Origin of the sequence: Thermococcus sp., from assembly GCF_027023865.1 — an archaeon.
Lineage (GTDB): Archaea > Methanobacteriota_B > Thermococci > Thermococcales > Thermococcaceae > Thermococcus.
In genome coordinates, this window is record NZ_JALVUC010000019.1 from 1 (window position 1) to 23834 (window position 23834).

The 23834-nt window shown below is 52.8% G+C and carries 27 protein-coding genes, 1 tRNA gene and 2 pseudogenes; 16 read left to right on the forward strand and 14 right to left on the reverse strand.

Going from position 1 to position 23834, the window contains the following annotated elements:
- A pseudogene (locus tag MV421_RS05615) lies at positions 1 to 532 on the reverse strand (RNA-guided endonuclease TnpB family protein); the annotation flags it as partial.
- A 187-nt stretch (positions 533 to 719) separates the two neighbouring features.
- Here MV421_RS05615 and MV421_RS05620 point away from each other — a divergent pair.
- Positions 720 to 914, forward strand: a complete 195-nt coding sequence (locus tag MV421_RS05620; RefSeq protein WP_297417637.1) for a hypothetical protein — start codon at positions 720 to 722, stop codon at positions 912 to 914.
- Here the strand turns inward: MV421_RS05620 and moaC are convergent.
- Both moaC and MV421_RS05630 read right to left on the reverse strand, forming a co-directional pair.
- The gene (gene moaC / locus MV421_RS05625; protein ID WP_297417634.1) at positions 902 to 1375 is read right to left on the reverse strand and encodes a cyclic pyranopterin monophosphate synthase MoaC; all 474 of its coding nucleotides are present in this window, start codon (positions 1373 to 1375) and stop codon (positions 902 to 904) included. The two genes, MV421_RS05620 and moaC, sit on opposite strands and share 13 nt — an antisense overlap.
- 24 nt (positions 1376 to 1399) lie before the next feature.
- On the reverse strand, positions 1400 to 4213 hold the full coding sequence (locus tag MV421_RS05630) for an RtcB family protein (RefSeq protein WP_297417630.1): 2814 nt from the start codon (positions 4211 to 4213) through the stop codon (positions 1400 to 1402).
- Positions 4214 to 4288: 75 nt separating this feature from the next.
- Here MV421_RS05630 and MV421_RS05635 point away from each other — a divergent pair, with 75 nt between their 5' ends.
- Both MV421_RS05635 and MV421_RS05640 read left to right on the forward strand, forming a co-directional pair.
- A complete protein-coding gene (locus MV421_RS05635; protein WP_297417627.1) occupies positions 4289 to 4942 on the forward strand; it encodes a hypothetical protein in 654 nt (217 codons plus the stop codon).
- A gap of 3 nt (positions 4943 to 4945) precedes the next feature.
- Positions 4946 to 5509, forward strand: a complete 564-nt coding sequence (locus MV421_RS05640; protein ID WP_297417698.1) for a lipopolysaccharide biosynthesis protein — start codon at positions 4946 to 4948, stop codon at positions 5507 to 5509.
- 194 nt (positions 5510 to 5703) lie between these two features.
- On the opposite strand, the gene MV421_RS05645 is transcribed toward MV421_RS05640, so the two are convergent.
- The 5 genes from MV421_RS05645 to MV421_RS05665 are packed head-to-tail and all read right to left on the reverse strand — an operon-like array spanning position 5704 to position 8239.
- On the reverse strand, positions 5704 to 6180 hold the full coding sequence (locus MV421_RS05645) for a hypothetical protein (RefSeq protein WP_297417625.1): 477 nt from the start codon (positions 6178 to 6180) through the stop codon (positions 5704 to 5706).
- Positions 6177 to 7112, reverse strand: coding sequence for a tRNA (cytosine(49)-C(5))-methyltransferase (locus MV421_RS05650; RefSeq protein ID WP_297417623.1), 936 nt, complete (start codon positions 7110 to 7112; stop codon positions 6177 to 6179). Before MV421_RS05650 ends, MV421_RS05645 begins: the two co-directional genes overlap by 4 nt.
- Positions 7113 to 7121: 9 nt before the next feature.
- Positions 7122 to 7547 (reverse strand): archease, encoded by a 426-nt coding sequence (locus tag MV421_RS05655; protein WP_297417620.1) that lies wholly within the window; start codon positions 7545 to 7547, stop codon positions 7122 to 7124.
- 1 nt (position 7548) lies between these two features.
- Entirely contained in the window at positions 7549 to 8010 is a 462-nt protein-coding gene (locus tag MV421_RS05660; protein WP_297417617.1) for a type II toxin-antitoxin system VapC family toxin, read from the reverse strand.
- A complete protein-coding gene (locus MV421_RS05665) occupies positions 7979 to 8239 on the reverse strand; it encodes a CopG family transcriptional regulator (RefSeq protein ID WP_297417613.1) in 261 nt (86 codons plus the stop codon). Before MV421_RS05665 ends, MV421_RS05660 begins: the two co-directional genes overlap by 32 nt.
- Before the next feature lie 88 nt (positions 8240 to 8327).
- Between MV421_RS05665 and panB the strand changes: the two genes are divergently transcribed.
- The 3 genes and pseudogenes from panB to MV421_RS05680 all read left to right on the forward strand — a co-directional run bounded on the left by panB (position 8328) and on the right by MV421_RS05680 (position 10466).
- On the forward strand, positions 8328 to 9182 hold the full coding sequence (gene panB, locus MV421_RS05670) for a 3-methyl-2-oxobutanoate hydroxymethyltransferase (protein ID WP_297417610.1): 855 nt from the start codon (positions 8328 to 8330) through the stop codon (positions 9180 to 9182).
- Positions 9182 to 9844: pseudogene (locus MV421_RS05675) on the forward strand (glycosyltransferase family 2 protein). Before panB ends, MV421_RS05675 begins: the two are co-directional and overlap by 1 nt.
- Positions 9845 to 10064: 220 nt before the next feature.
- On the forward strand, positions 10065 to 10466 hold the full coding sequence (locus tag MV421_RS05680; protein WP_297417607.1) for a hypothetical protein: 402 nt from the start codon (positions 10065 to 10067) through the stop codon (positions 10464 to 10466).
- 61 nt (positions 10467 to 10527) lie between these two features.
- On the opposite strand, the gene MV421_RS05685 is transcribed toward MV421_RS05680, so the two are convergent.
- Positions 10528 to 10604: transfer RNA gene (locus MV421_RS05685), tRNA-Thr, on the reverse strand.
- 112 nt (positions 10605 to 10716) lie between these two features.
- On the opposite strand from MV421_RS05685, the gene MV421_RS05690 reads away from it, so the two are divergent.
- From MV421_RS05690 to MV421_RS05705, 4 genes are all read left to right on the forward strand, one after another.
- Complete coding sequence (locus MV421_RS05690; RefSeq protein WP_297417604.1) at positions 10717 to 11163, forward strand: HAD family hydrolase; 447 nt, start codon at positions 10717 to 10719, stop codon at positions 11161 to 11163.
- A 4-nt stretch (positions 11164 to 11167) separates the two neighbouring features.
- Positions 11168 to 11785, forward strand: coding sequence for a YigZ family protein (locus MV421_RS05695; RefSeq protein ID WP_297503592.1), 618 nt, complete (start codon positions 11168 to 11170; stop codon positions 11783 to 11785).
- Positions 11786 to 12228: 443 nt separating this feature from the next.
- A complete protein-coding gene (locus MV421_RS05700; protein ID WP_297417599.1) occupies positions 12229 to 12396 on the forward strand; it encodes a hypothetical protein in 168 nt (55 codons plus the stop codon).
- Positions 12397 to 12552: 156 nt separating this feature from the next.
- Positions 12553 to 12945 carry a hypothetical protein gene (locus MV421_RS05705; protein ID WP_297417597.1) on the forward strand — a complete coding sequence of 131 codons (393 nt, stop codon included), beginning with the start codon at positions 12553 to 12555 and terminating at the stop codon, positions 12943 to 12945.
- A gap of 69 nt (positions 12946 to 13014) precedes the next feature.
- Here MV421_RS05705 and MV421_RS05710 read toward each other — a convergent pair whose 3' ends face one another.
- Both MV421_RS05710 and MV421_RS05715 read right to left on the reverse strand, forming a co-directional pair.
- On the reverse strand, positions 13015 to 13194 hold the full coding sequence (locus tag MV421_RS05710; protein WP_297417595.1) for a hypothetical protein: 180 nt from the start codon (positions 13192 to 13194) through the stop codon (positions 13015 to 13017).
- Positions 13195 to 13238: 44 nt separating this feature from the next.
- Positions 13239 to 13463, reverse strand: a complete 225-nt coding sequence (locus MV421_RS05715) for a hypothetical protein (protein ID WP_297417592.1) — start codon at positions 13461 to 13463, stop codon at positions 13239 to 13241.
- 132 nt (positions 13464 to 13595) lie between these two features.
- Here MV421_RS05715 and MV421_RS05720 point away from each other — a divergent pair, with 132 nt between their 5' ends.
- The 3 genes from MV421_RS05720 to MV421_RS05730 all read left to right on the forward strand — a co-directional run bounded on the left by MV421_RS05720 (position 13596) and on the right by MV421_RS05730 (position 17885).
- Complete coding sequence (locus MV421_RS05720; protein ID WP_297417695.1) at positions 13596 to 15368, forward strand: ribosome biogenesis/translation initiation ATPase RLI; 1773 nt, start codon at positions 13596 to 13598, stop codon at positions 15366 to 15368.
- Between the two features lie 227 nt (positions 15369 to 15595).
- Complete coding sequence (locus tag MV421_RS05725) at positions 15596 to 16801, forward strand: hypothetical protein (protein WP_297417589.1); 1206 nt, start codon at positions 15596 to 15598, stop codon at positions 16799 to 16801.
- A gap of 91 nt (positions 16802 to 16892) precedes the next feature.
- Positions 16893 to 17885: an AIR synthase family protein gene (locus tag MV421_RS05730; protein ID WP_297417586.1), complete on the forward strand. Its 993-nt coding sequence runs from the start codon at positions 16893 to 16895 to the stop codon at positions 17883 to 17885.
- Here MV421_RS05730 and MV421_RS05735 read toward each other — a convergent pair.
- Positions 17882 to 18757 carry a type I restriction enzyme HsdR N-terminal domain-containing protein gene (locus MV421_RS05735; protein WP_366938818.1) on the reverse strand — a complete coding sequence of 292 codons (876 nt, stop codon included), beginning with the start codon at positions 18755 to 18757 and terminating at the stop codon, positions 17882 to 17884. The two genes, MV421_RS05730 and MV421_RS05735, sit on opposite strands and share 4 nt — an antisense overlap.
- A gap of 74 nt (positions 18758 to 18831) precedes the next feature.
- On the opposite strand from MV421_RS05735, the gene MV421_RS05740 reads away from it, so the two are divergent.
- The 3 genes from MV421_RS05740 to MV421_RS05750 are packed head-to-tail and all read left to right on the forward strand — an operon-like array spanning position 18832 to position 21546.
- Positions 18832 to 19629 carry a class II glutamine amidotransferase gene (locus MV421_RS05740; protein ID WP_297417583.1) on the forward strand — a complete coding sequence of 266 codons (798 nt, stop codon included), beginning with the start codon at positions 18832 to 18834 and terminating at the stop codon, positions 19627 to 19629.
- Between the two features lie 4 nt (positions 19630 to 19633).
- Positions 19634 to 20041, forward strand: a complete 408-nt coding sequence (locus tag MV421_RS05745) for a cyclic nucleotide-binding/CBS domain-containing protein (RefSeq protein ID WP_297417580.1) — start codon at positions 19634 to 19636, stop codon at positions 20039 to 20041.
- A 5-nt stretch (positions 20042 to 20046) separates the two neighbouring features.
- Complete coding sequence (locus tag MV421_RS05750) at positions 20047 to 21546, forward strand: metallophosphoesterase (RefSeq protein ID WP_297518147.1); 1500 nt, start codon at positions 20047 to 20049, stop codon at positions 21544 to 21546.
- Here the strand turns inward: MV421_RS05750 and MV421_RS05755 are convergent, their stop codons facing one another.
- Both MV421_RS05755 and MV421_RS05760 read right to left on the reverse strand, forming a co-directional pair.
- Entirely contained in the window at positions 21547 to 22422 is an 876-nt protein-coding gene (locus MV421_RS05755; protein ID WP_297417578.1) for a 2-phosphoglycerate kinase, read from the reverse strand.
- A complete protein-coding gene (locus MV421_RS05760; RefSeq protein WP_297417575.1) occupies positions 22419 to 23717 on the reverse strand; it encodes a 2,3-diphosphoglycerate synthetase in 1299 nt (432 codons plus the stop codon). Before MV421_RS05760 ends, MV421_RS05755 begins: the two co-directional genes overlap by 4 nt.
- Between the last annotated feature and the right edge of the window lie 117 nt (positions 23718 to 23834).

Below are 23834 nucleotides of genomic sequence, written 5' to 3' on the forward strand. Positions count from 1 at the left end.
CGGTAAGGCTAACGTGAGCGTACCACTTCCGCTTTACCGCATCGTAAGTTATCTCCAGTCTTCCATGCTTGCCTTTCAAGTGTATTCTGCCTTTAAACTGGATTTCCAAGCGTTTGAACTTTCCAAGGCCTTTGAGGATTAGCTTGTTGTTTTTGATTTCGTATTGGTCGTTCCTGAGGACGATTAAGGGTTTTCTCTTCACTTCGTCCTTCAAGTAGTTTGGTGGTTTCGGCTTGAGCCACTTGGGCAGTTCTTCGTTTCTTTTGCTCCTTAAGAGCGAGAAGAAGCTCCGCCAAGCTTCAGCATTCTTTCTGGCTATTTGCTGGACTGTTGCGGAACCGATTTCCTTCTTGAATTCTTCGTAAACTATCTTTTCGGTTTTGTTGAAGTCCACTATTTGCTCTTTGAAGAATTCTTGTCGTCTTAGATAGTTCACTCGGTTCCAGGCTTTGGCTCCAGTGTCGGCTAACTCGAAAAGAATTTTCTCTTGTTCCTTTGAGGGTTGGAGTTTTACTGTTACTACCCGCTTCATTTCAAAGTAGGGTATGGTTTTTTGGCTTTAAAATAGTTTGCTTTCCCGCTTAATGGTTGTTGGGGGGTTTACTGCATCCCCGCCCTAAAGGACTAGGCTTTCAAAAGAAAAAAGTAAAAGTTCGATGCCAGAACCAATAAACTTTTTCTAAAGATTTTCAACTTCTAATTCGAAAGATTTTTAGTGAGTGAATAGAACAATAAAAGGCAAGGTAAACATGCTCGAGCGCCTGTTGAAGTCGAAATACAGGGGGTACATTGTTTCAATGAAAAAGTTTGGTAGGAATGAAGTTCGTCCCCGTGCTGAAGCGTGGGAGAGCCTTCATCTCAATGACATTGTTAAGTTTCTCGACCTCCTTGTCCTCAACTACTACTGGACTTGAGCCTTTACCTTCTCAACGACGTGGATGTTCTCTATCCTCGTCACAGGATACTGCCCGCTCTCGTCCTTTTCAACGGCCTTGACCATATCCCATATCGTCAGCAGAGCGACGCTAACTCCGGTTAGGGCCTCCATCTCAACGCCAGTCTTATAAACCGCGCGAACCTCGCAGGTGGCCTCTATGTAATCCTCGCCAAACTCAAAGGTTAAGTCAACGCCGGTCAGTAGTATCGGGTGGCAGAGGGGGATGAGTTCCGGCGTTTTCTTCACGGCCAGAATCCCGGCTATCTGGGCCGCTGCTATAACGTTGCCTTTCTTCGTCTTTCCGGCCCTTATAAGCTCAATGGTTTCAGGCCTTAGGTGAATCCTGCCCTTTGCTATAGCCTTCCTGAAGACCTCGCCCTTGTGGCCGACCTCAACCATCTTGACACCATTCTCATCGACGTGGGTAAGTTCTCTCATGGTCCAAACCTCCTGTGGAAAGATTTATCCCTTTGCAACCCCCATGGGACGCATTCTCGCAACGAGGTTCGCTATGCCCGCCTCGTGGACTACGTTGACGACGTTGTCAACGCTCTTGTAAGCACCGGGCGCTTCTTCAGCAACGACCCTCATCGAGGCGGCCCTCACGTAGATGCCCCTCTGAGCGAGCTCGTTCTTCAGCCTGTCGCCGCGGTACTGTCTCGTTGCGGCCTTCCTACTGAGTAATCTTCCGGCACCGTGGCACGAACTGCCAAATGTTTCGCGCATTGAGCCTTCTGCTCCAGCCAAGACGTAGCTCGCGGTTCCCATCGAGCCGGGGATAAGGACTGGCTGGCCGACGTCGCGGTAGGCTCTGGGAACGTCCGGATGTCCTGCAGGGAACGCCCTCGTGGCTCCCTTTCTGTGGACAACCACCTTAACCTTCTTCCCGTCGACCTCGTGCTCCTCGACCTTCGCTATGTTGTGGGCGACGTCATAGACGATGCTCATCTCCATGTCCTCCGCCTTCCTCTTGAAGACCTCCTCGAAGCTCTCCCTGACCCAGTGGGTTATCATCTGCCTGTTGGCCCAGGCGAAGTTGGCGGCTGCCTTCATTGCACTGAAATATCTCTGCCCTTCTTCGGTCTGGAAGGGGACGCTGACAAGCTCGCGGTCAGGCCACGGCACGTTGTACTTCCTATTGGCTTTTTCCATTATCCTGAGGTAGTCGCTCGCAACCTGGTGGCCGAGCCCCCTGCTCCCTGTGTGAACCATCACAACTACCTGCCCCTCGAAGAGGCCGTATGCCTTCGCGATTCTCTCGTCGAAGATTTTATCAACGACCTGAACCTCTAGGAAGTGGTTTCCCGAACCGAGGGAGCCGAGCTGGGGCGCTCCACGCTGTTTTGCCTTCTGGCTAACCGCGTTGGGATCGGCCCCTTCCATCCTCCCGCCTTCCTCGAGGTGCTCAAGGTCTTCTTTCCAGCCATAGCCGTTCTCAACTGCCCACTTTGCACCGTCCGCTAAAACATCGTCGAGTTTACTCCAGTGGAGCCTTACCCTGCCTTTGCTCCCAAGGCCAGACGGCACGTTCTTGAAGAGCGTGTCAACAAGTTCTTTGATGTGCGGTCTGACCTCCTTCTCCGTTAGGTTCGTTCTGATGAGACGGACGCCGCAGTTGTGAACAACGAGACCGTTGGCTATGAAGTTGTGGGCCTCGTGGTAAACACCAATGTCATAGAGCTTTTTGGAGTCACTTTTTATCCTCTCGACTTCAATTACCGGGTCGAGCACGAATCCACCTTCGAGCCCATAGGTTTTTAGGAAGCTCTGGAAGTCGGGTAGAAGTTCTCTCATCTTTCTGTTCCTCTGGACTAAGTTGCTCTCCGAGATGTTCTCCCCTATCACGATTTTTCTCCTTAAGTATTCCGCGAAGATCAATGCGTAGGGTTTCTGGGCAGTGTACTCGTAGCCAATCTTGGAGAGGAAGTTGTATATCTCCCTTGTGTTGGAGTATATTACAAGCCTGTACATTACCCGATTGTCATACTCTTTGACTTTTCTTACATGCGAGGTGACGTCAAACTCTGCCAGCAGTTCCTTAATTGAATTTAGAAATCTCACGAGACTTTCTTCGAGTTCTTTAGTCTTAACTGCAGTGAGGGATATGGAATTTGGTGTGTACTTGTGCTTATCTGAAATCAATCTTGGCTTGCTTCCATCTGCACCGAAAAGCCCCGCCAGGAAGTTCCTCTTAACCCATTTGGGAGCCTTTTTAATCCACTCCGGAACATCGAAGTCAACGTTAGTTTTCTTGCCCACTGGGGCACCCAGCTTGATAAGGAGTTTTGAAAACGCCTTTGATGTGGTCTTTATTGAGTACTTGGTTCCCGTGGTCTCAAACTCTTCCCATGCAGTCCTGACATTTCCCTTTCTGGTCCTCTTATAAACCTTGGAAGCCCTGATGTTAAAGTAGAACTTAATGTCTTTCCTAAGGGATTCCAGCCCTCCTTCGTCTCCATAGAAAAAGGTGATTATCCTCTCCCTTCCGTTACTCTCGCTGTAAATGTCAAAGGATCCATCGCCTATGAAGTATCCCAGTATCCTTGCCAGAATTCCAATCCTTGGGTCGTCCATCCTCAGCGGGAGCAGTCCCCTCTCTTCCAAGTACTTCACCAGTTGTCTGTCTTCGTCTTTGAAATCCTTGCGAGTTAAAAGGACCCTCACCTCAGGCTCTTCGTACTCGATTCCCTCGAATGGGTAGACGGCAACTAAATCACCGGGCCTTATATCTTTTGCCATTATGTACCCGTTCTCCGTTAGTACGGGATGATCTCCTGAGGCCTTAAGAACCCTCCCACTTGCGAGCTTTATCTCGTATATTTCTTCATCACTGTCCCTCTCCGCGACCAGCATTATTCTGGAGTGATCGTTGTGACCTTCCTTCGCGTTATAGACCTTTAGTGGAATCCTTTTGAATGCTTTAGGAAGATCCTTTACCTGAATCCTGAATCCCAAATCGCTTATAACCTCAGTCTCTTCGTGAAGGCAATTCACATCGTAGCCCACACCTCCAGGGCTTATTACACCCTCCTTTGCGTCAAAGGCGGCAACTCCTCCTATCGGGAAGCCGTAGCCTTGGTGTCCGTCGGGCATGACTATTGAGTACTTGTAGATGCCCGAGAGCATAGCGACGTTTGCCGCCTGCTCAAGCGTCTTATCATTCTTCATCTTTTCTATAAGCTGGTCGTCTGCGTAGACCCTCCCAGGGACGCGCATTCTCTTATCAAACTCCGGTATCTCCCACCGGATCCTGTCTATCCTCCTCAGAGGTACCATGCTCTCACCCTCCTTACGGTCGTTTTCAACCAATATAATTTTTATTACCTTGCCAAAAGACAGATGGGATGGTAAATGGGAAACCTGTTCCGCAACATAGAGCAGTTGATAGCCGGGAACTTTGCCAGGAGCACCGTGATGACACTGCTCACCCTCTACATAATCCGAGAAACGAGCGTCAGTAACTTTGGTGTTTACTCAACCGTTCTCGCGTTTTCCTCGATTACCATGGCCTTTGTGAATTTTGGGCTCGACACCTATCTTACTCGGGAGGCCAGCCGGAACCTCAAGGCCTTCTTCCCCCTCTTGAAGGGGGTTACCAAGGCGAGGGTTCTGCTCTTTGTCCTTTCGGAGGTCATTCTCTACCTCACCCTTACACTGCTTGAGTATCCCAAGGCCGTCGTCGTTCTGACCCTGATTTTCGCCTTCGACCCCCTGCTGAGCTTTTTCCTTGACTCCCTCTACTCCCTTCGCTACATAGAGGAGAGAACCCGAATAGTACCCCTGGCGGAGTTCGGGAGACGGACGCTCCTGTTTGCGCTAGTTTTGCTGGTTGCCGACGGTAACCTCATGAGGATCGTGCTTTCATACCCGGTGGCGGATACCGTAGTGTTAGCCGCTGTTCTGGGTGTTTGTGCTGGACGCCTCAGGGAGCTGAAGGCCGTTTCGGAGGGTGAGGAGCCCGACCTCTGGAATCTCCTAAGGAAAAACCTCCCCTTTTCACTCTAGACCCTGACGGGCCTTTTCTTCTGGAACGTAGATGTGATGATGGTCTCAAAGCTACTGGGGGCAATGGAGACCGGTTTTTACAACGTTGGTGCCACGATTTTCAAGGCGATATACTTCCTTCCCCAGTCCTTCGGCTCGGTTCTCCTCCCAAAGGTAAGTAAAGCCTACCACGATGGGAATCTCTGGGGTGTGCGCAATCTGCTGCTGGAATCGGCGAAGACCCTCCTCCTAATTGCCATTGGCATCGTAGTGTACTCGCAAACGAGTCTGCCGTACTACGTCCCCCTGCTCTTCGGGGACAAGTACTCCCCCGCGATGAAGATTATTGGGCCGATGTCGCTGATAGTCCTCTTCTACTTCCCGGCCTTCCTTGGACAGAACCTGCTCGTGGCAATAAACAGGGAGAAGAAAGCCGTGAATTCGCTGGTCATTGCCAACGCAACGAACTTCGTCCTGAACCTCGTGTTCATCAAAATGTACGGTATCCTTGGCGCGGTCTACGGTACCGTGCTGAGTCAGGTGGTGTTTTTTTATCACCACCGCCTACTACCTCCGCGATGTTATTAGCTGGATGTCTCCGCTTGGGGATATATGGAAGGACTTGACCATAGGAAGTGCCGCGTGGGTAGCAACAGGGCTCGTTGTCTCATGGCTGAACGGGGTAACGAGGCCGTATCTAGCCGACAATTTGTACCTACTGACGTTTTTCCTGCTGTACAGGGAGTTGATAAAGGGGGAGAGGTTTACCCTGCATGGGTATTCTATCCATTAGAAGGCCTGCATCTCCTCTCCTTGGGAACGTAGTTTATCAGCTTTCCCTCTCTGGCCTTCGCGGAGCCAAGGAAATAGGAGCGCCACTTTACTATCATCCAGCCATGAAGGCTTTCGTTGATCTCGACGCTCTTTCCTGCTAAATAGTGCCTCGCCCTTTCATCGTCCAGCTCAACGACGTTCTTCGTCGCCTTTGGCCCTACTAGGAAACTCCCCTCAATGCTGAGCCTTATCCCGTCGCTCTCAATCCTCGCAAAGTAGATTCCCTGCCTGTCCGGTCCCTTAACCTCAAAGGGGCAGGGCTTCCAAGCGTAGACCTTGTGGTATCTACCCCGTATCTCGTAGACCAGCTCGGGTGCGTAGCCGTAGTTTTCAACGAGAAGCCTCTTCACAAGCTCGATATCGTCCGTCCTTCCAACCTCTTCCCTCGGGTTAGTGGTAGCCTTTTCATTGCTCTCCTCGCTCATTCGCCTCCCTCCGGCTTGGCTATCTTCGCTATGAAGAACGCCTCCGTGTCGTTGTCATTCGGGTGTATGCGCAGGGCCTTCTTTAGCTCGAGCGAGTAGGTTCTCCCCTCCCATTCGAGGACCGGTTCACTCGTCCTCACGGGCAGGTCAATCCTCTCGAGCCTCGCGTCGGTCTTCCTGAGGAGATAATCAACGACCTCCTCGTTCTCAAGGGGGTCTATCGTACAGGTGGAGTAGACGAGCGTCCCGCCCGGTTTTAAGGCCCCGTAAGCCACCCTGATAAGCCTCTTTTGGATGTTCATGTAGCGGATGACGGTTTTCATTCTCCACTCTTCCAAGAACTTCCACTTCTTCCGTATCATTCCAACCGAGGAGCACGGTGCGTCGAGGAGGATTCTATCAAAGGTATCCTTGAAGCGAGCGAAGTAGGCACCGTCCCTCGTGGTCACGCGCGCTATCAGAACCCCCATCCTATTGAGGTTTGCCATGAGGACGTTGGCCCTGCTCAGTTTCGGGTCGTTCGCTATGATACACCCCTCGTTTCCCATGTACTGGGCAATCTGCCCGGTTTTGGAACCGGGTGCCGCCGCCATGTCAAGCACAAGTTCGCCCGGCTTTGGCTCAAGAACAACCGGCGGAATCATCGAACTCGCTTCCTGACCGAATATCAGTCCCAAACTGTGCTCTGGGACTTCCACGAGGTTGTCGACGTTGATGAAGAAGCCCTCGCGAACCCAGGGAATTGGCTCAAGCTCAAACTCTTCTCTCAGCCTCTCCACCACTGACTCCAGCGGCGCCTTGAGCGTGTTCACCCTTATGCTCTGCCTGAGCGACCTTATCAAGAACTCCCAGAACTCGTCGGTGTCTTCGAGCCTTGAGTAGCGCTCATAGAATCCAGGGTTTGTCTCCCTGACTCTGTCCCTCGCGCTCATGGAACCACCTCATATGTCAGGAACCAGCTGGGCCATCCACCTGCCGTCGGGAAGCTGTTTTATCTCCATTTCGTGGTAGGTTATCGCCTTCACTTCCTCCTTCGGCCCCTGTTTCTCGCTCAGCAGTTCACCGCAGGCCCTCGCCTTGATCTTGTAGCCATCTCCGCTCTTCTCGATCTCAATCCTAACGTCGCCGAAGACAAGTCCCTCCACATCATGGATGACGAGAAGCTCCTCAAGGAAATTATACAAGAGCGCCATCAGATCCTCTCCTTCCGCCTCAACTTCCCTGCACTCTTTGGGGTCAACCTTCCTCACGTCAACCATAACGTCGAAGAGCGCCAGTGCAACGGCCTCAAAGGCTTCCTCAAGCGTTGAACCGTACCCCCTGATGCCTATGTCAGCGGTGTGCTCGTAGTGCTCCCATTCCCTCATCTCAGCCACCCCCAAGGAGTACCGAGTTTAGATCCTCCTCTATCGCCGCCCGATGGAGCCTCTTGTCAGCAGTATAGAAGCTTCTTGCCTCGACGTACTTTGCCGAGACTATCTGAAGGGCATCAGCTTGATACAAATGGTATCTCTCGATCAGCTTCCAGGCATCTGCCAAGATCAGGGAGTGGACCGGAACCATCTCTAAGACGCCCAGCCTCGTGAACCGCTTTACCTCCGCTAAAAAGCCCTTTTTCAGGAAGTCAAACTCATCTCTGCTGAGCTGTCCCCGTCTCAGCCGTTTATCGAGTGTGCCGATAACCTCTCCGATGTTCCAGAAGCTGAAGGCCAGCTTCACCTCCCCCCTGTAGGCGTCCCTGAATAGCTCCTTTACGACATCGCTGCCCTCTTCGTCCAGGTATCTCTTCAGAATTGCATTAGTATCCAAGTAAACGCTTCTCCCTGTCATCTCTCATCTCCCTCACAAGCTTCTCACTGCTCTCTCCTTTGACTCTCAGGGGTTCAAACCACAGGGGCACCTCGGAGTCGTCGACGTCCTTCAAAACTTCGTTTATGAGGTAGTTCATCAGCGCCTCTTCAAGGAGCTTGCTGACCTCGCTCTTCTCCCGCTGGGCCAGCTCTTTAAACTCCTTCCACAGTTCTTCATCCAGATAAACGCTGGTCTTCACCTTCCCCATTGTACCACCATCGGTAATTACCTGCATTGGTATATAAACCCATCGAAACCGTTAATTAGATCGACGTCGAAATGGCATCGGTGGTGAAATGAGAGAGATAACGCCGAGGCGCATAATCGAGATGAAGGGGAAGGAAAAGATAGCGATGGTGACCGCTTACGATTATCCATCGGCGCTGATAGCGGACAAAGCCGGGATGGACATAATATTCGTCGGTGATTCCCTCGGCATGGTCGTCTACGGGGAGCAGAACACGCTGAACGTCTCGATGGAGCAGATGGTATTCCACACGAAGGCCGTCTCCAAGGTGGTAAAGCGCGCGCTCGTTCTGGCGGACATGCCCTTCGGGAGCTACGAGATAGACACCGACGAGGGCATGGAAAACGCGGTGAAGTTAATCCAGGCCGGAGCGGATGCGGTTAAGATAGAGGGTGGCTACGACCACAGAAAGCTCGTGAGAAAGCTCGTTCGCATGGGCATCCCTGTGATGGGTCACACCGGGTTAACACCGCAACGCTACCTACGCTTGGGTGGCTATAGATTGATGGGCGAGACAGAGGAAGAGATCGAGGAGATACTCCGCGATGCAAAGGCCCTTGAAAAGGCCGGTGCCTTCGCCGTCGTTCTGGAGTTCACATTGGCGGACGTTGCAAAGCTCGTAACCGAGGAAATCTCCGTCCCAACTATAGGAATCGGCTCCGGTCCGTGGGTCGACGGGCAGGTTTTGGTGTGGCACGACCTTCTTGGAATCTACGAGGAGACCCCGCCCTTCGTCAAGAAGTACGCGGACATTGGGGGGATGATCAGACTGGCCCTCGAAAACTACCGTGAAGAGGTCAAGACAGGGGAGTTCCCGGGGAAGGAACACTACTGGGAGTTCCTTGACAAGGACGACTTCAGGAGAAAGGCCGGAAAGGCCCTTGAGAGGCTGGAGGACGACTGATGCTGAGGGGGAAGGAGATCAGCGTTATCATTCCTGCTTATAACGAGGAGAAACTCCTCCCTGGGGTGCTGGAGAAGATCCCGAATTTCGTTGATGAAGTGATAGTGGTCGATGACGGCTCCTCGGACGGGACTTATCCCTTAGCACTCTCCTTTTCCAAAAAAGACTCAAAGGTTAAGGCCTTCAGGCTTGAAAGGAACTGCGGCAAGGGCTGTGCAATGCGGGAAGGCATCAAATACGCCAGTGGGGACGTCGTTGTCTTCATGGACGCCGACGGTCAGCACAGGCCGGAGGATGTAATCAAGCTCGTCGAACCCGTCATAGATGGAAAGGCCGATGTGGTGATAGGGGCGCGGAAGGGAGACTTAAAATCCCGCCCACCCCACAGGAGGCTGACTATCATCACGACGAAGCTCATATGATTCAAGTTGAGGAGGTACGTTTATGACACACAGAGCGGCTTTCGGGCGTTCAGGCGGGAGTTCCTGCCGGGGATAGAAAGCGACCGCTATGAGGTCGAGACGGAGATGCTCTTCAAATCCGCCAAAATGGGAGCGCGGATAGAAGAAGTGCCCGTTGAACTCATATACGATCCCAACCGAGAAGGGCGTTTTGGAATTGGAGATATCCTCAGGTTTCTCCATGCGTACGTTAGATTTTGATTTTCTCATAACCCCTAATGATAGCCACTACATGAGGGATATCATACCGTTGGTTGAGACAGACGTTATTCAGCTGGTATACCCATCCTTTAGTATATTATCCAACGCCCATCACCATAGTTAAACACACAACGATCCGCTGATATATGTTGTGGATAATCCACCAATCCTCCGGATTTTTGGTAAAGTTTATATAACAGAACTGGGAACTTATTAATGGGTGTCCAGAATACTAGTGGCGACATTGAACTCCCGGCATCAGAGAAGGCTTTGGACTGCAACGTTTGCAATGGCAATCTCAGTGGTTCTGCTGGCCGGGGCCTACATTGGAGCATACGTGACGGGAAGCGCTAGAACGTTAAATCAGACCTTTACGGCCCACAGGGGGGTTCTACACATCTACAGTGTTGAGATGCTGAAGAATGGACATAACAGCATGTGCTTTTTTCATGGCGAATGGAGTGACCGAAGTGGAGAAGGTCTGATGCCTTTCAAAAACGGCCTTATGTACCCCATAATCATCCCGGAACATGATATTTGGGTGAAAATGGGGTTAAAACAGGGCTTTTTACCCCCGGTGAAACCCGCCAAGCGGTTTAATGGTTCAAAGTTTGCCTCATAGAAGATGTCATTTTGGCGGGGCTCTCTTCTAAAGTGGTCCTTTTAGAAGCGGAGGATGGTTGTGGAGCCGGGACCGGGATTTGAACCCGGGACCTGCGGATTACGAGTCCGCCGCCCTACCGAGCTAGGCTACCCCGGCACCGTTTTTAAACTCCCTGCCGGGTTTATAAGTTTTTCTCAGATGCCCAGTTCTCATGGGGCAGTTGTTTAATCCTTAAAAACCCATTGCCCAACTACAACCCGGTGAGAACATGGAGATACCAAACTATGGGAAAGTTGAGTTTAAAGCGGTTCTCTTCGACCTGAACGGGACACTGGGCGAACACGGAAGGGTAAGCGAGGAAGTGAAACGTCTCCTCAAGGAACTCGCCGAACGGTACACGATAGTAGTTCTGAGTGCAGACACCTTTGGGACCCTTGAAGAGGAGTTCAAAGGGCTTCCCGTCAGGGTTGAGAGGGTCTCAAGCGGGGCCGATAAGGCCGAGATAGCGAAGGGGTACGTTCCCTACGCGGCCGTGGGGAACGGCAACAACGACGTGGCGATGCTCGAGGGGGCAGAACTGGCCTTCTGCGTGGTTGGATCCGAGGGGGCGTCAGTTGACACCCTTCTTGCCAGTGACATAGTGGTGAGAGACGTTAGGGATGCGATAGCGATGCTCCTGGACGAGAAGAGGCTCATCGCGACGCTGAGGGGATGAAGGAGTGGATTACAGAACGTTGAAGGATACTGGAACGGCCAGACTTGTCGTGAAAAAGTCGGTCTTCATAGGCTACGCCTCACCGGCCAGCACGGAGGGGAAAGCAAAGCTCTTCATAGAGAAGATAAAAGCACACCACAGCGACGCCAACCACAACGCCTACGCTTACATCATCAACGACGGAAGGAACTTCGCCGTTCGCTACGATGACGACGGTGAGCCAAAAGGCTCGGCAGGGAAGCCGGTCCTCAAGGTCATCCAGAATAGAGGGTTAAGCAACGTTGTGGTCGTTGTTACACGCTACTTCGGCGGGATAAAGCTCGGCTACGGCGGCCTTGCCAAGGCCTATGGAGACGCGGCAAGCCTAGCCATCGAGAACGCAGGAGTCGTTGAGGTTTACGAAACAGAGCGCTTTGAGGTTGCCTTTCCCTACAGCCTCTTTCACGCGGTTAAAGAAACCGTTGAAAATGCCGGTGGAAAGGTTCTCAGAGAGGAATACAACCAGCTGGTAAAGTTCACGGTCGAGGTCAGGAAGGATGAAGCTGAAAAGCTGATGGCACTTTTGACCGAGAAAACGAGGGGAAGGGCGAGGCTAAAGCCCCTGTTTATGCAGGAAGTTTGAGAGTGGCTTTTATCTTTTACACCCCGTGTAATTTACATGGGGTGTAACTTACATGGTATGTAAAAAGTTCTTCACGACCAAGCCACCATAGAAAGGGGATGTCTCTGGGGAACGGAGCATGGGAAGGCCGTTGATTCCCTTTTAGATGCCAGTTCACAGGGGGAACGCATCCCTCCTTCTCGGGCCAAGGCGCGTCGGAAAAACGAGCGTGGCCAGTGTAATGGCTGAGAAGCTCCAAAAGCAGAGGAGACACCACTACGTCTATTTCAACTTCTCCCGCTTTTCTTGGCGCCAAAGCCATCTCAATAGCAGATATAGAACCGAAGAGAACGTCTCTGAAGCTTATAATCACCAGCAAAAGCTACACACTGTCCCTGAAGGGGCTGAGCGTCGAGGTCAGGAAGACCAGCATCGAGGAGTTCTCCTCGGACTTTTCAGCCCTTGTGAGGGTTCTCTCTCAAAACGCGAAGCTCGGCGTTCTGATATTCGACGAGGCTCATGTGCTGGCGAGGCTGAAGAACTTCGACTTCCGCGGCCTGCTCCAGGAGATAACCGACAGCTATCCAAACATCTCTCCCTCGTCTTCACCGGATCAATGCCCGGAATGCTGATGAACTACCTCAACCCCAATTCGAAGAAGCCGAACTTCATGCGCTCTGCTGAGATCCCCACGCTCCGACGCTGGACCCCGGAGGAGGGCTTGGAATAAGGAGGGCTTTGAAAGCTATGGACTCATTATAAGGGATGAACTGGAGCTTTTAAGGGCGGTGAAAGAGCTTGGAGGGGTTCCCGGCTTCATAGCGTACTACGGCTTAACCGCCGTGAACCTAGTCCGCGGGGGGAAGAGAGTGGAAGAAGCCCTCCCGCTTGCCCTTGAGGAGAGCAGGAAATATGCACTGGATGAGTGGAAGAAGGACATAAAGGCTTTCCTTAACGTTTACAGCAGTCCAATCTACGTGGCCGTCCTCAAGGTGCTGGCAAATGCATATCCCAGCGCGCTTAGAGGGGCTGAGGTTTACAGGCAACTGGAGTCACTTGGGACTGCACCAACGAGGTTCAACATGTCTATAAATATATCGAGACCCTCGAGAGGGCAGGCTTTATACGCTCCTCTGAAAGAAAGTATTGGATTGAAGACCCGCTCCTCAGGAAGGCCGTGAGGAATTTCAACTCTTAATGTCATTCTACGGCACGTTAAGGAATCACCAACACAAAAGAAGCTTTATTATCTAGAGGAGCATCTCGCCGTTTGCCTTCGTGTATGTCCGCTCCACCTCGCCGATGGGAAGCCTGAAACGGGCGCGGTCATCAAAGAGGGCGAGTTCAACTTTTCCGGTGCAGATCCTCTCAAGGATTCCGGCCTCGCTCTCAACAAAGGCCTCAAACCGCTTGTAAACCTTCACGGCCATTTTCTCACCTTCCGTGCTCGTCCCAAAGGGACAAAAAGAAAAAATCATTCGAGCAGGGCCATTATTTCACCCTCGCCCAGGGTCTTCTCTACGAACCTCGAGAGAACGTAGGTCACCGCGAGGAGGTTCTTTGGGGTGAGCTTGAAGATCCACATGATCGAGCCTTTGGAGATTACGGCCCTGTTGCCGTCGAAGTAAAGCTCAAGGGTCGTTTTTTCATCGGATGTTTCTAACTCGAAGATATAGTAATCCAAATCCCGTGCATACATACAAATCACCACGCAGAAGAGCCAGATTATACAAGTAACCGTAGAACAGGTAGAAGGGCATAATCTTTATCTCCACGAATCGGCCCCGCAACCCTTTAAAACCCTCACCCTCAGCCTAACCCGGTGGTGAGGATGAGCAGGATAGCGGTCATCGATTACGACAGGTGCAACCCGGATAAATGCGGGCACTTCCTCTGCGAGCGAGTCTGCCCGGTCAACCGAATGGGCGGCGAGGCGATAATCATAGATGAGGAGAACTACCGGCCGGTTATACAGGAGGCGAGCTGTACCGGCTGCGGAATCTGCGTGCATAAATGCCCATTCGGCGCGATAACAATAGTCAACCTCCCGGAGCAGCTGGATGAAGACTGCGTCCATCGTTATGGAATAAACTCCTTCGTCCTCTACCGCCTTCCTGTCGTCAAGGACGGCATGGTCGTCGGAATCCTCGGGCCTAACGGAACCGGTAAAACTACGGCCGTCAAAATCCTCTCGGGTCAGATTCTCCCGAACCTCTGCTCCGACAACGAGGACTGGGACGCCCTTATAAAAGCCTTCCGCGGCAATGAGCTTCAGAACTACTTCGAGAGGCTGAAGAACCGCGAGATAAAACCCGTTGTTAAACCACAGTACATCGACCTCATTCCGAAGGCCGTTAGGGGCAAGGTTCGCGACCTCCTCAAGAAGGCCGACGAAAGTGGGAAGTTTGATGAGGTGGTCAAGGGACTTGAGCTTGAAAACATCCTCGACAGGGACATACGACAGCTCTCCGGCGGTGAACTCCAGCTCGTTGCGATAGCGGCGGCCCTCCTCAGGGATGCACATTTTTACTTCTTCGACGAGCCGTCAAGCTACCTCGACATAAGGCAGCGCCTTGAAGTCGCGAGGATCATCAGAAGCCTTGCCGACTCCGGGAAAGCTGTTCTCACGGTGGAGCACGATTTGGCCGTCCTAGACTACCTCAGCGACGTAATACACGTCGTCTATGGTAAACCCGGCGCCTACGGTATCTTCTCCAAGCCAAAGAGCACAAGAAACGGGATAAACGAGTTCCTAAAGGGTTACCTCAAGGATGAGAACGTCCGCTTCAGACCCTATGAGGTCAGCTTCACGAAGAAGAGCGAGAGGAAGAGCCAAGAGGGTGAGATACTCGTCCAGTATCCAAGGCTGGTGAAGGACTACAACTCATTCAGACTCGAGGCCGAAGGGGGAGAGCTTTACATCGGCGAGGTCGTTGGAATTGTCGGACCGAACGGAATAGGGAAGACCACCTTTGTCAAGATGCTCGCCGGGGTTGAGAAGCCAACTGAGGGGGAGGTCGACTGGTCGCTGATGGTCTCCTACAAACCGCAGTACATCAAAGCTGACTATGAGGGGACGGTTTACGAACTCCTCAGTAAGATTAACGGGAGCAAACTCGTGAGCAGTTTCTACAAGAGCGAACTCCTGAACCCCCTAGGAATACCAGAACTCTACGACAAGAGAATCAGCGAGTTGAGCGGAGGCGAACTCCAGCGCGTCGCGATAACCGCCTGCCTGATAAGGAACGCGGATCTCTACCTCTTGGACGAGCCTTCCGCGCATCTCGACTCAGAGCAGAGGCTGGCCGTTTCAAAGGCAATCCGCTCCCTTATGGCAAAGGACGAGAAGACGGCCCTAATAGTCGAGCACGACGTGATGATGGTGGATTACCTCAGCGATAGGCTCATCGTCTTTGAGGGTGAACCTGGGAAGCACGGTAGGGCACTGCCCCCAATGGGAATGCGCGAGGGCATGAACCGCTTCCTTGCTTCAGTGGGTATAACCTTCCGCAGGGATCCGGACAGTGGCAGGCCCAGGGCCAACAAGGAAGGCTCGGTCAAGGACAGGGAGCAAAAGGAGAGGGGCGAGTACTACTACGCCTGAGTTCTGATCTTTTTATTTCCTGCGCTTTTGTAGTATCCCAGACCATTATATCTCCCGTCTCAACCCAGTATAAACGTAGCTAAACGAGGGCTAACGTTTTTTAACGCAGGAAATTCCAGGAAGGACCAGTCAATCTTCCGGCTTAACGAAAGAAAATTTAAGAACACGATTTCGTGAAAAAAGCTTAAATAGGAGTTTTTGGAGATAAACAACCGAGGTGAAAAGCCATGATGTGGAAAAAAAGCGTAGCACTGCTCTTTGGTTTGATGCTGATTGCCACGGGAATGGCCTTCAGCGATGTTTCAGCGGCCAAAAGCAGTAGCGTTACGGTAATACTCGTCAGTGACAGTGTGGCCGACAGCGCTCTCGCCAATTACATAGCAAACATGACGGGAGCCTTCGTCGTGACGACTCCCTGGGGTGTTTACAACCCAAACGTTACCGCTGAGGTCATGGCCTACGCTCCAGATAAGGTCATCATAATAGGTGGCCCAGTGGCGGTGCCCGAGCAGTACGTGTCGGACCTCCAGAGCCTTAACATAACGGTGGAGCGCTGGTGGGGTGAAAACAGATATGAAACGGATGTGGCCGTCATAGGCAACGCTACCGTTAAGCTTCACCTAAAGTTCCAAGGGAACGCGATAATCGCTCCGGGCAACGACAGCGCCGCGATAAAGAAGGCCTTCATGGAAGCCGTTAAGGCAAGGGGAGTAATAATCTACGCCAACAATACCACAGACCCGATAAGGATACTTGGAAGGTTCGGGATCACGCCAAAGAACATAACGGTAGTTCAAACTGCAGTAATGAAGGGAGCAATGCTGAAGATAATCCAGAAAATAAAGCGCGATGACTCGATGGTTAAAGTCACGGAGATAGGAATCAACATCACTCGGGAGATGGCTCTCAATGCGATAAATAAGACCAAAGAGCGCATAGCCTATGCAGAAAAGCTCCTCAAGAACGCAACGCTAAGCCAGCACGAAAAGCACATGGCCGAGAAGATGCTCAACATTTCCGAGGAGGAGCTTCAGCGCGCCGAAAAAGCGCTCAACGAGGGCAAGTACGGTGAGGCGTATGGACTTGCCATTGCAGCCGATGCACACGCCGACTTCGTGGTGAGGATTGCATCCGATGGATGGATGGAGAAACTCCGCGTGGACCCAGGAATGGGACTTAGAATGGGCCTGGTGCGCATTGAAGCCCAGCTTATGATCATGCAGAAGGCGGGAATAAACGTTACCCAGCTAAAAGCCCTTACAGAGAAGCTTGACAAAGCAATAAAGGAAGGCAACTATGAACTTGCAAGAACCCTCATGAAGAAGATAAGGTTCGAGATAATGAAGCTCTACGCCACGGAGAAACTCAAGTTCCGCGATCACATTGTCTTCCCGCTTGGCAAAAAACACAGAGGAAACCCCTGGATGCCGTGAGATGAGTCCTTCCCCCTCCTATCCTGTTTTTCCTTTTTTGTTCCTCCGGAAAGCTTCTTAAGGGACGATTCGACAATTAACCGGTGGTGACATGCTGGCACCGGGCAAAATACCCCCTGAAAAGCTCAAAGAGATAGTCTTCAACCGCCTCGGCACCCCTGATGAGAGGGTTTTAGTCGGGGCCGACCTTGGAATTGACGCTTCTGCGATAGACTTCGGTGGAAGAGTTCTCGTTGCCTCAACGGACCCGATAACGGGAGCGGAAGAAAGGGTAGGCTTCTACGCCGTCAACGTAAACGCGAACGACGTTTCCACCTTCGGCGCGAGACCAAAGTGGTTTCTCGTGAGCATCCTCCTTCCGGAGAACTCCGACGAGAAGACGCTCGAGCGGATAATGGACGACCTCCACGCGAGCGCCTCAAAGCTCGGGATTGCAATTGTTGGGGGCCATACCGAAGTCACACCGGGCCTGAAGAGGCCGATAGTCGTTGGAACGATGCTCGGTGAGGTGGAGAAGAGTAAGCTGGTAACCTCTAACGGTGCGAAGCCAGGTGATGCAATAATCCTGACGAAGTGGGCAGGCCTCGAGGGAACATCCATAATAGCGAGCGAAAAAAGTGGAGAGCTTGAGAAGGCCTTCGGAAGGGAGTTCGTGAAGAGTGCGAAGTCGTTCATAGAGGTGATAAGCGTCGTTGAGGATGCTCTAACGGCCGCCGAAATAGGCGTCCATGCGATGCACGACCCGACGGAGGGAGGAGTTGTCAACGGCCTCCACGAGATGGCTGATTCAGCCGGCCTTGGCTTCGTGATTCACAGTGAGAGGATACCGTTGAGGGAGGAGACGCTTAGAATATGCAAGTTCTTTAGCCTCAACCCCCTTGCGCTGATAAGCTCGGGAGCGCTCCTCATAGCTTCCCCCCGAGAGAAGGCGAACGAAATCCTAAGGGCGCTCGCTGAGAAGAGCATAAACGCCTCCGTAATAGGTGAGTTCGTTGGAGACCCTACGAGAAGGGCGATCGTTGAGGGCGGCTCGGAGAGGTTGCTTAAGAGGCCCGAAAGCGACGAGCTGTGGAAGGTGGTTTAAACCTCAACGGAGACTCTAAGGTTTTCCTCTTCACCGAGCTTTTTGAGAACCCTAAGAGCCGTCTCCGAATCGAGTTGTATCCTTCTGAGGTGCTCGTAGGCCCTCTTTGCCTCTTCCCTCTTGGGGCCGGAGGAACGATTCTCGATGTAGAGCAGCACTGACAAAAGGGCACCTTTGATGCTCTGCTCCTGAAGTGGAAGGAGCTTCCAACCATCCTCGTAAACGTAAACGGCCCTTGGCCTTTCACCAGCATCTAGTTCTTCAAGGGGGGTTAAGCTGAGGCCCCCCTTCGCCGTGAGGTATGACACCAGAGCCTCCTCAGAATAACCCTCCGCCTTCAGCCCGGAGAAGCTCAGTTCAAGAGCTTTCAGGAGGGATGAGAGCCTTTCGATTTCTAATATCCTGGACTTAGCGAGGGGAGAGAGCTTCAAAACGGCCCTCTCGGTGGGTTCACTCAGAAGGTCCGTGGAGATGAGTATCCTGTCCCTGAGGGGTGAGCCTTCTTCAAATGCCTTGATTGCTATCCAGACGGCACCGTTTGTGAGAATGCCATATTTAACGCCGGAGTTGAAGCAGTAGCGAGCGAGCTGGCGCAGAGGCTCATCCCGTTTGAGAACGTTGACGCTGAGGTTCTTCGCCTCAACGTAGGCGAAAACCGAACCGTTGATCACAAGGGCGTCGGCCCGACCGTCCTCCGTCCTCTCCTCCGGTCGAACTTCCTCTGGATTGTTCCAGTCCCAGCCGAGGGCCTGGAATATCTCCCCAATGAGATGCTGTTTTACCGCTTCCTCGTTCTTCTCATAGAGATTCCTGTGGGAGGCTATCCTCCTCCTGACCTTCGTAACCGCGGCCCTGAGTTCCTCCATGGGCATCCCCTTGGGCTATAATCGGGAGGGTGACCTAAAAGCTTTTGGGAGCTTTGAACAAAGGTAGTGCGGTGAAACTGATGTGCAGGGTTCTCTTTGCAGTTGGAATGGGGGAGGAGATGGCTCCCCTTGTCGATGCCTTCGTGAAGGCCTCCAAGAACGACCCTTACAAGGCCGCCCGTGGGAAGAAGCCTTACCACGGGGATGGATGGGGCTACGTTCTCCTAAAGGATGGGAGCGTGAGCCACTACCGCTCGCTCAAGCCGGTCTTTAAAGACGGCAGTGCCGTTGAACGGCTCAAGGACAACCTTGAGGGCTTCATCGTTCTTATGGCCCATTCACGGGCGGCCTCACAGGGAAAGAAAAGCCTCTTTAACGTCCAGCCCTTCGCCTTCTCAACTAGGAGGGGCTTTTCCTTCTGGCTCTATCACAATGGCGACCTTGACAAAGGAAGGATAATAAGGATGGCCGAGTTCGAGGGGGAGAGCTTCGAAGGGGTCTCAGACAGCTACGCAATGGGCGCTTACATGTGCAGGAAGCTCGAGTCTCCAGAACCAGGAAAAGTTCTAGAGCACTACTCGCGGATGATGGATGCAACAAACACGAGCCTCAACACTGGAACGCTGTTCCTACGCCCCGATGGAGTTTCCGCCTTCGTAACGGCCTACTCAACGCCCCTTCACATAATGAACCCAAAGAACTGGGACTACGTGAAGCAGATGGTTCTGAGAAAAAAAGGCCTCTTCGCAGTTGCGTCCTCCACACTGGAACTCTACCTCCAGGGGGAGTGGAAGCCAGTCCTCAACGGGACGGCCTTTCACGTCAAGATACTACCTGAAGAGGAGAGGTTTGACGTAACGAAGATGGTTATGGGGTGAGTTTATGGAGACGAAGGCCCCGGTTAGGATCTACATGACCAGGAAGCTGATAGGGGTCAGCCCCGATGACACGGTGAAGAAGGCCTGTGGGATAATGGTGGACTTCGACATCGGCTCCCTCGTCGTCGTGGAGGACGGGAAGGTGGTTGGTTTCTTCACGAAGAGCGACATCATAAGGCGCGTCGTCATTCCTGGCCTTCCGAACGATACCCCAGTTAAGGAGATAATGACGAAAGACCTCGTGGCGGTGGATGTCAACGCGCCCCTGCGCGAGGTTCTCGACCTCATGGCAAAGAAGAGCATCAAACACATGCTCATAGAGGAAAACGGCGAGATTGTAGGAGTCTTCAGTCTCACGGACCTGCTGACTGCCAGCAGGAGGAAGCTTGAAACCGCGATAGCCGCGGAGTGAGGGCCATGCTAAGGATAGCTCACATAAGCGACACACACATAACGGGGGGCGAGGCCTACAAGAGCTACGCCTACGACCTTATAGTCAACGAGATAAACCGCGGGAGCTTCGACTTTGTCATCCACACCGGTGATATTACCAACCAAGGTTTGCGAGAGGAGTACGAGAGAGCCTCATACGAGCTGAAGAAGATTCAAAAGCCTCTCATCGTTCTCCCTGGGAATCATGATGTGAGGAACGTGGGATATGAGCTTTTTGAGGAGCTCATAGGGCCGAGGAACGGCGTCTTCGAGTTCAAGGATGGAGTCGTTATATGGGTTGACTCAACGATACCCGACCTGAGCGACGGCAGAATTGGCGGCAGGAAGTTTCGATGGCTGAAGGAGAGGCTTGAGGAGCACTCCGACCGGAGGTTCAAGATAGTCGCGGCTCATCATCACCTCGTCCCGCTCCCGAATACTGGACGGGAAAGGAATGTTCTCTTCAACGCAGGGGACGTGCTCGACCTCCTCATCCGACACGATGTTGCACTCTACACCTGTGGACACAAGCACGTGCCCAACGTTTACCGCGTTGAAGACCTTATAGTTGACAACGCCGGCTGTACTTCCTGTCGGAAAACCCGTAGGGGGGATGTGAACAGCTACAATATCATCACGCTACACGACGACGGGCGCATAGGGGTAAAGATAAGGCGCGTCACCGGCGATGAGGCGAGGAAGGAGCACAGACCGATAAGACCGAAGATTTTCGTGCCCTCCGGAAGGAGGCTCCTCAGGATAGTCCAGATGAGCGAGAGCAACGTCTCCGACAGGATATATTTCAGAAGACGGGTTCTGGAAAATGCGATACGGATGATAAACCACCTTAAGCCGGATCTCGCCGTCCACAACGGTGATGTGGTCGATATGGGTATTGAACGCTACTACGAGAAGGCCATCGGCTTCTACAGGAGGGTTAAGGGACGGAAGCTCGTCGTCCCGGGCCACAACGACATAACTTACCTCGGCCACGATCTCTTCACGGAGTACTTTGGTGAGCCTCGAGAGGTGGAGATGGGAAACTTTCTTGTAATCCCTGTTGTCAGCGCCCAGTACGAGACGCCGATTGGGGTCGTCGGGAGAATGGGTCAGAAGAAGCTTGCTGAGAAGCTGAAAGAGAATGAGGATAAGTTCAAGATAGTGGTGCTCCATCACAACATCGTCCCTATTCCAAGGAGCAGGGAACTTGGCTTCCTCGAGGACGGAGGGGATGTCCTCCACGTCTTAACGAAAGGGGGAGCGGACCTTGTCCTGACTGGCCATGGGGGAAACGCCTTTGGCGTTAAGGTTGAGGACACGCCGATAGTCAACGCGGGCTCGGTGAGCTGGGAGCTTCACAGGAACCCCTTCGGGAACAGTTTCAACGTGATAGACATCTACCGCGATATGATAGTCGTCTTCGAGGTACAGGCGACGTGGGGAAGTGGCAGACTGCTGGGGATATGGAAGGTGAAGAGACCATGATTACTCCCCCAGCTCCCTCATGAGCCTCTCTATCACGCCCTCCATAACCCCCCCGACCGTTTTTTCAAGCTCGACGTTCTCTATAATTGGAACACCGTGTTTTCTGGCCATTTTAACTATGTACTCCTGTACCTCAATAATCGAATCTATGTGCTCGAGGTAGTACTCCGCTGAGCGGGTACTGTAGAGAGAGCGCTCGTAGAAATGAGCCTCAAGGGCCTCTCTACTCCCCACGGTTATTACGTACATGAAGTCATGCTCGTCGGGTTCCACAAAGCCTGGGACTAGGTGTATCCCCTCCAAGACAGCGTTGAAGCCCTCCCTGTGGGTCCGCTCGAGAACCGCGTTGACGCCAACGGCCACGTGCCTCACTTGCTCCTCAAAGCCCCGAATCAGCGGCTTCCCTCCACTCACGGGGCCAACAGTTTTCCAGGCCAAAAAAGAGGATGTGTGAAGGTCTGGAAGCAGTTCAGGCGCTATTATCTTCCTCATTACCTCCCGTATTGTGTCCGTTCCTATGACACTCCTTATGCCAAGGCGAAAGGCAAGTTCCGTCGCGAGTGTTGACTTTCCAACTCCCGTCGCTCCTCCAAGGAGTATCGTTATCGGCACCTTCAAGCGTCTTAGCTGGCGCCAGAACAGATACCTCCGTGCTGCCTCTTTGAGGCCATGGTTCAGCAGGCTCCCATAGGTAAGCCCCCTTATCTCCTCTGTGGTTACCACGTGCGCCTTCCGTCCCTCGAGCGCCTTCTGGACTTCAGTGGCGATTATGTATGCAACGCCGACATCCACCCCGGCAAGGGTTATGGAGCGCGTGAGGATTCCACGCGAGAAGGGCAGCTTGATCCTCCTTTCAGGGTCTGTAACGACTATCATCTCCTTCCCCCCAGGACAGACTTTCCAAGCTTGAGAACGGCTGTGCGGAGGTCCTTCCCGTCGATGTTCATGGGCTCGTTGTCCATGTATATAACCTCAAGATCTTTCTCAAGCGCCCACCTCGTCACAACGTCAACGGCGGCCGCTTTAAGCTCCACCGCAACCGCATCGAGACTGGTGAATCCCCTCAAGTCACGGAGAAGGGCAGGTCTGTTCGAGAGGTTTCCCGAAACAGCGACAACCTCCGCCCCGAGGGCTTCAATCCCATCCTTTGCCCTCTCAACAGCCCTTCCAGAGGTCATGACGAGACCGAGCCGCTTCCCGCTGACGTCCCCTAAGGGCCTCGGTCTAAAGGCTGTGAGGTGGATATCCGCCGATGGATTGATTCTCCCAATTGTCCCCAACAGCTCAGCTCTCTTTCTTTCGTCAGCAAGGTCAGCCATGGTGACAACGACGATATCGGCTAAAGAAAGCCTAAAGGGACCAAAGTACCCCCTGAGAAAGTCTATCCTCTGAAGTGCACCCACCGCCAGGATGTAGCCGTCAGCCCTGTAAGCGGGAAACGTCGCACCGCTTCCCTCGAAGATTACGAGATCGTTGGGCAGGCTCTCGGCGAGCTTGACGCCTTCATCGATGACATCGAAGAAGGGAAATCCCGCCATCCCCCCACCACAGCGCCTGCACCCTATCGTGGTCACCCTCGCAGTGAGGGCATCCTCGATATGGTCTGAGGCGGCATGCCTTCCACTCCCGGCGAGTTCGAGCAAAAATTCCGGGGTTATCCCAGTTCTCCCCCTTATTATCTCCGGCTTCTCCGGGCCGCCGCGGCTCATGGTTACCACGACGGGGTTTGCAATCTTCCTCAGTACTCTAGCCACAAAGCCGCCGATGGCCGTTTTTCCAACGCGCTTCCCCGTGCCTATGACGGCAAGGCTCGGCTTTCTAGTTCTCTTCAGCGGCTTTGGCTTGAACTCAAAGTCCGCCCCCCTATATGCAACGCCGTGGAGCATGCAGAGCGTCGCTATCTTAAATCTGTCCTCATAGGTCAGAACAGGCTCGTCGCTCAGGTCAACCACCTCATCAATGTCGTTCTCTTGGAGTGCCCTTGTGAGGGCCTCAGAGTAATCCGTGCCAGTGTAGAATGGAACGCCAAGCCTCGCTTCGATCTCGCCAACGCTTCCTATCTTCTCGCTCCCTCCTAAGAAGACGACGCAACAAACCCCTCCAAGCATCTCAACGGCCCAAGTTGTAACATCTGGATAATGTTCGCCGTCGATGAGGACGAGTCTCCTCATATCATCACCGCTCATATTACCACAAGGAGGCTTTAACCTTTTGGAGTGCAAAGCACTACCCATCAGCGCAGGGAGGATGCAGGAAAGGTTATAAACCCCAAGGATGGTAAGTTATTG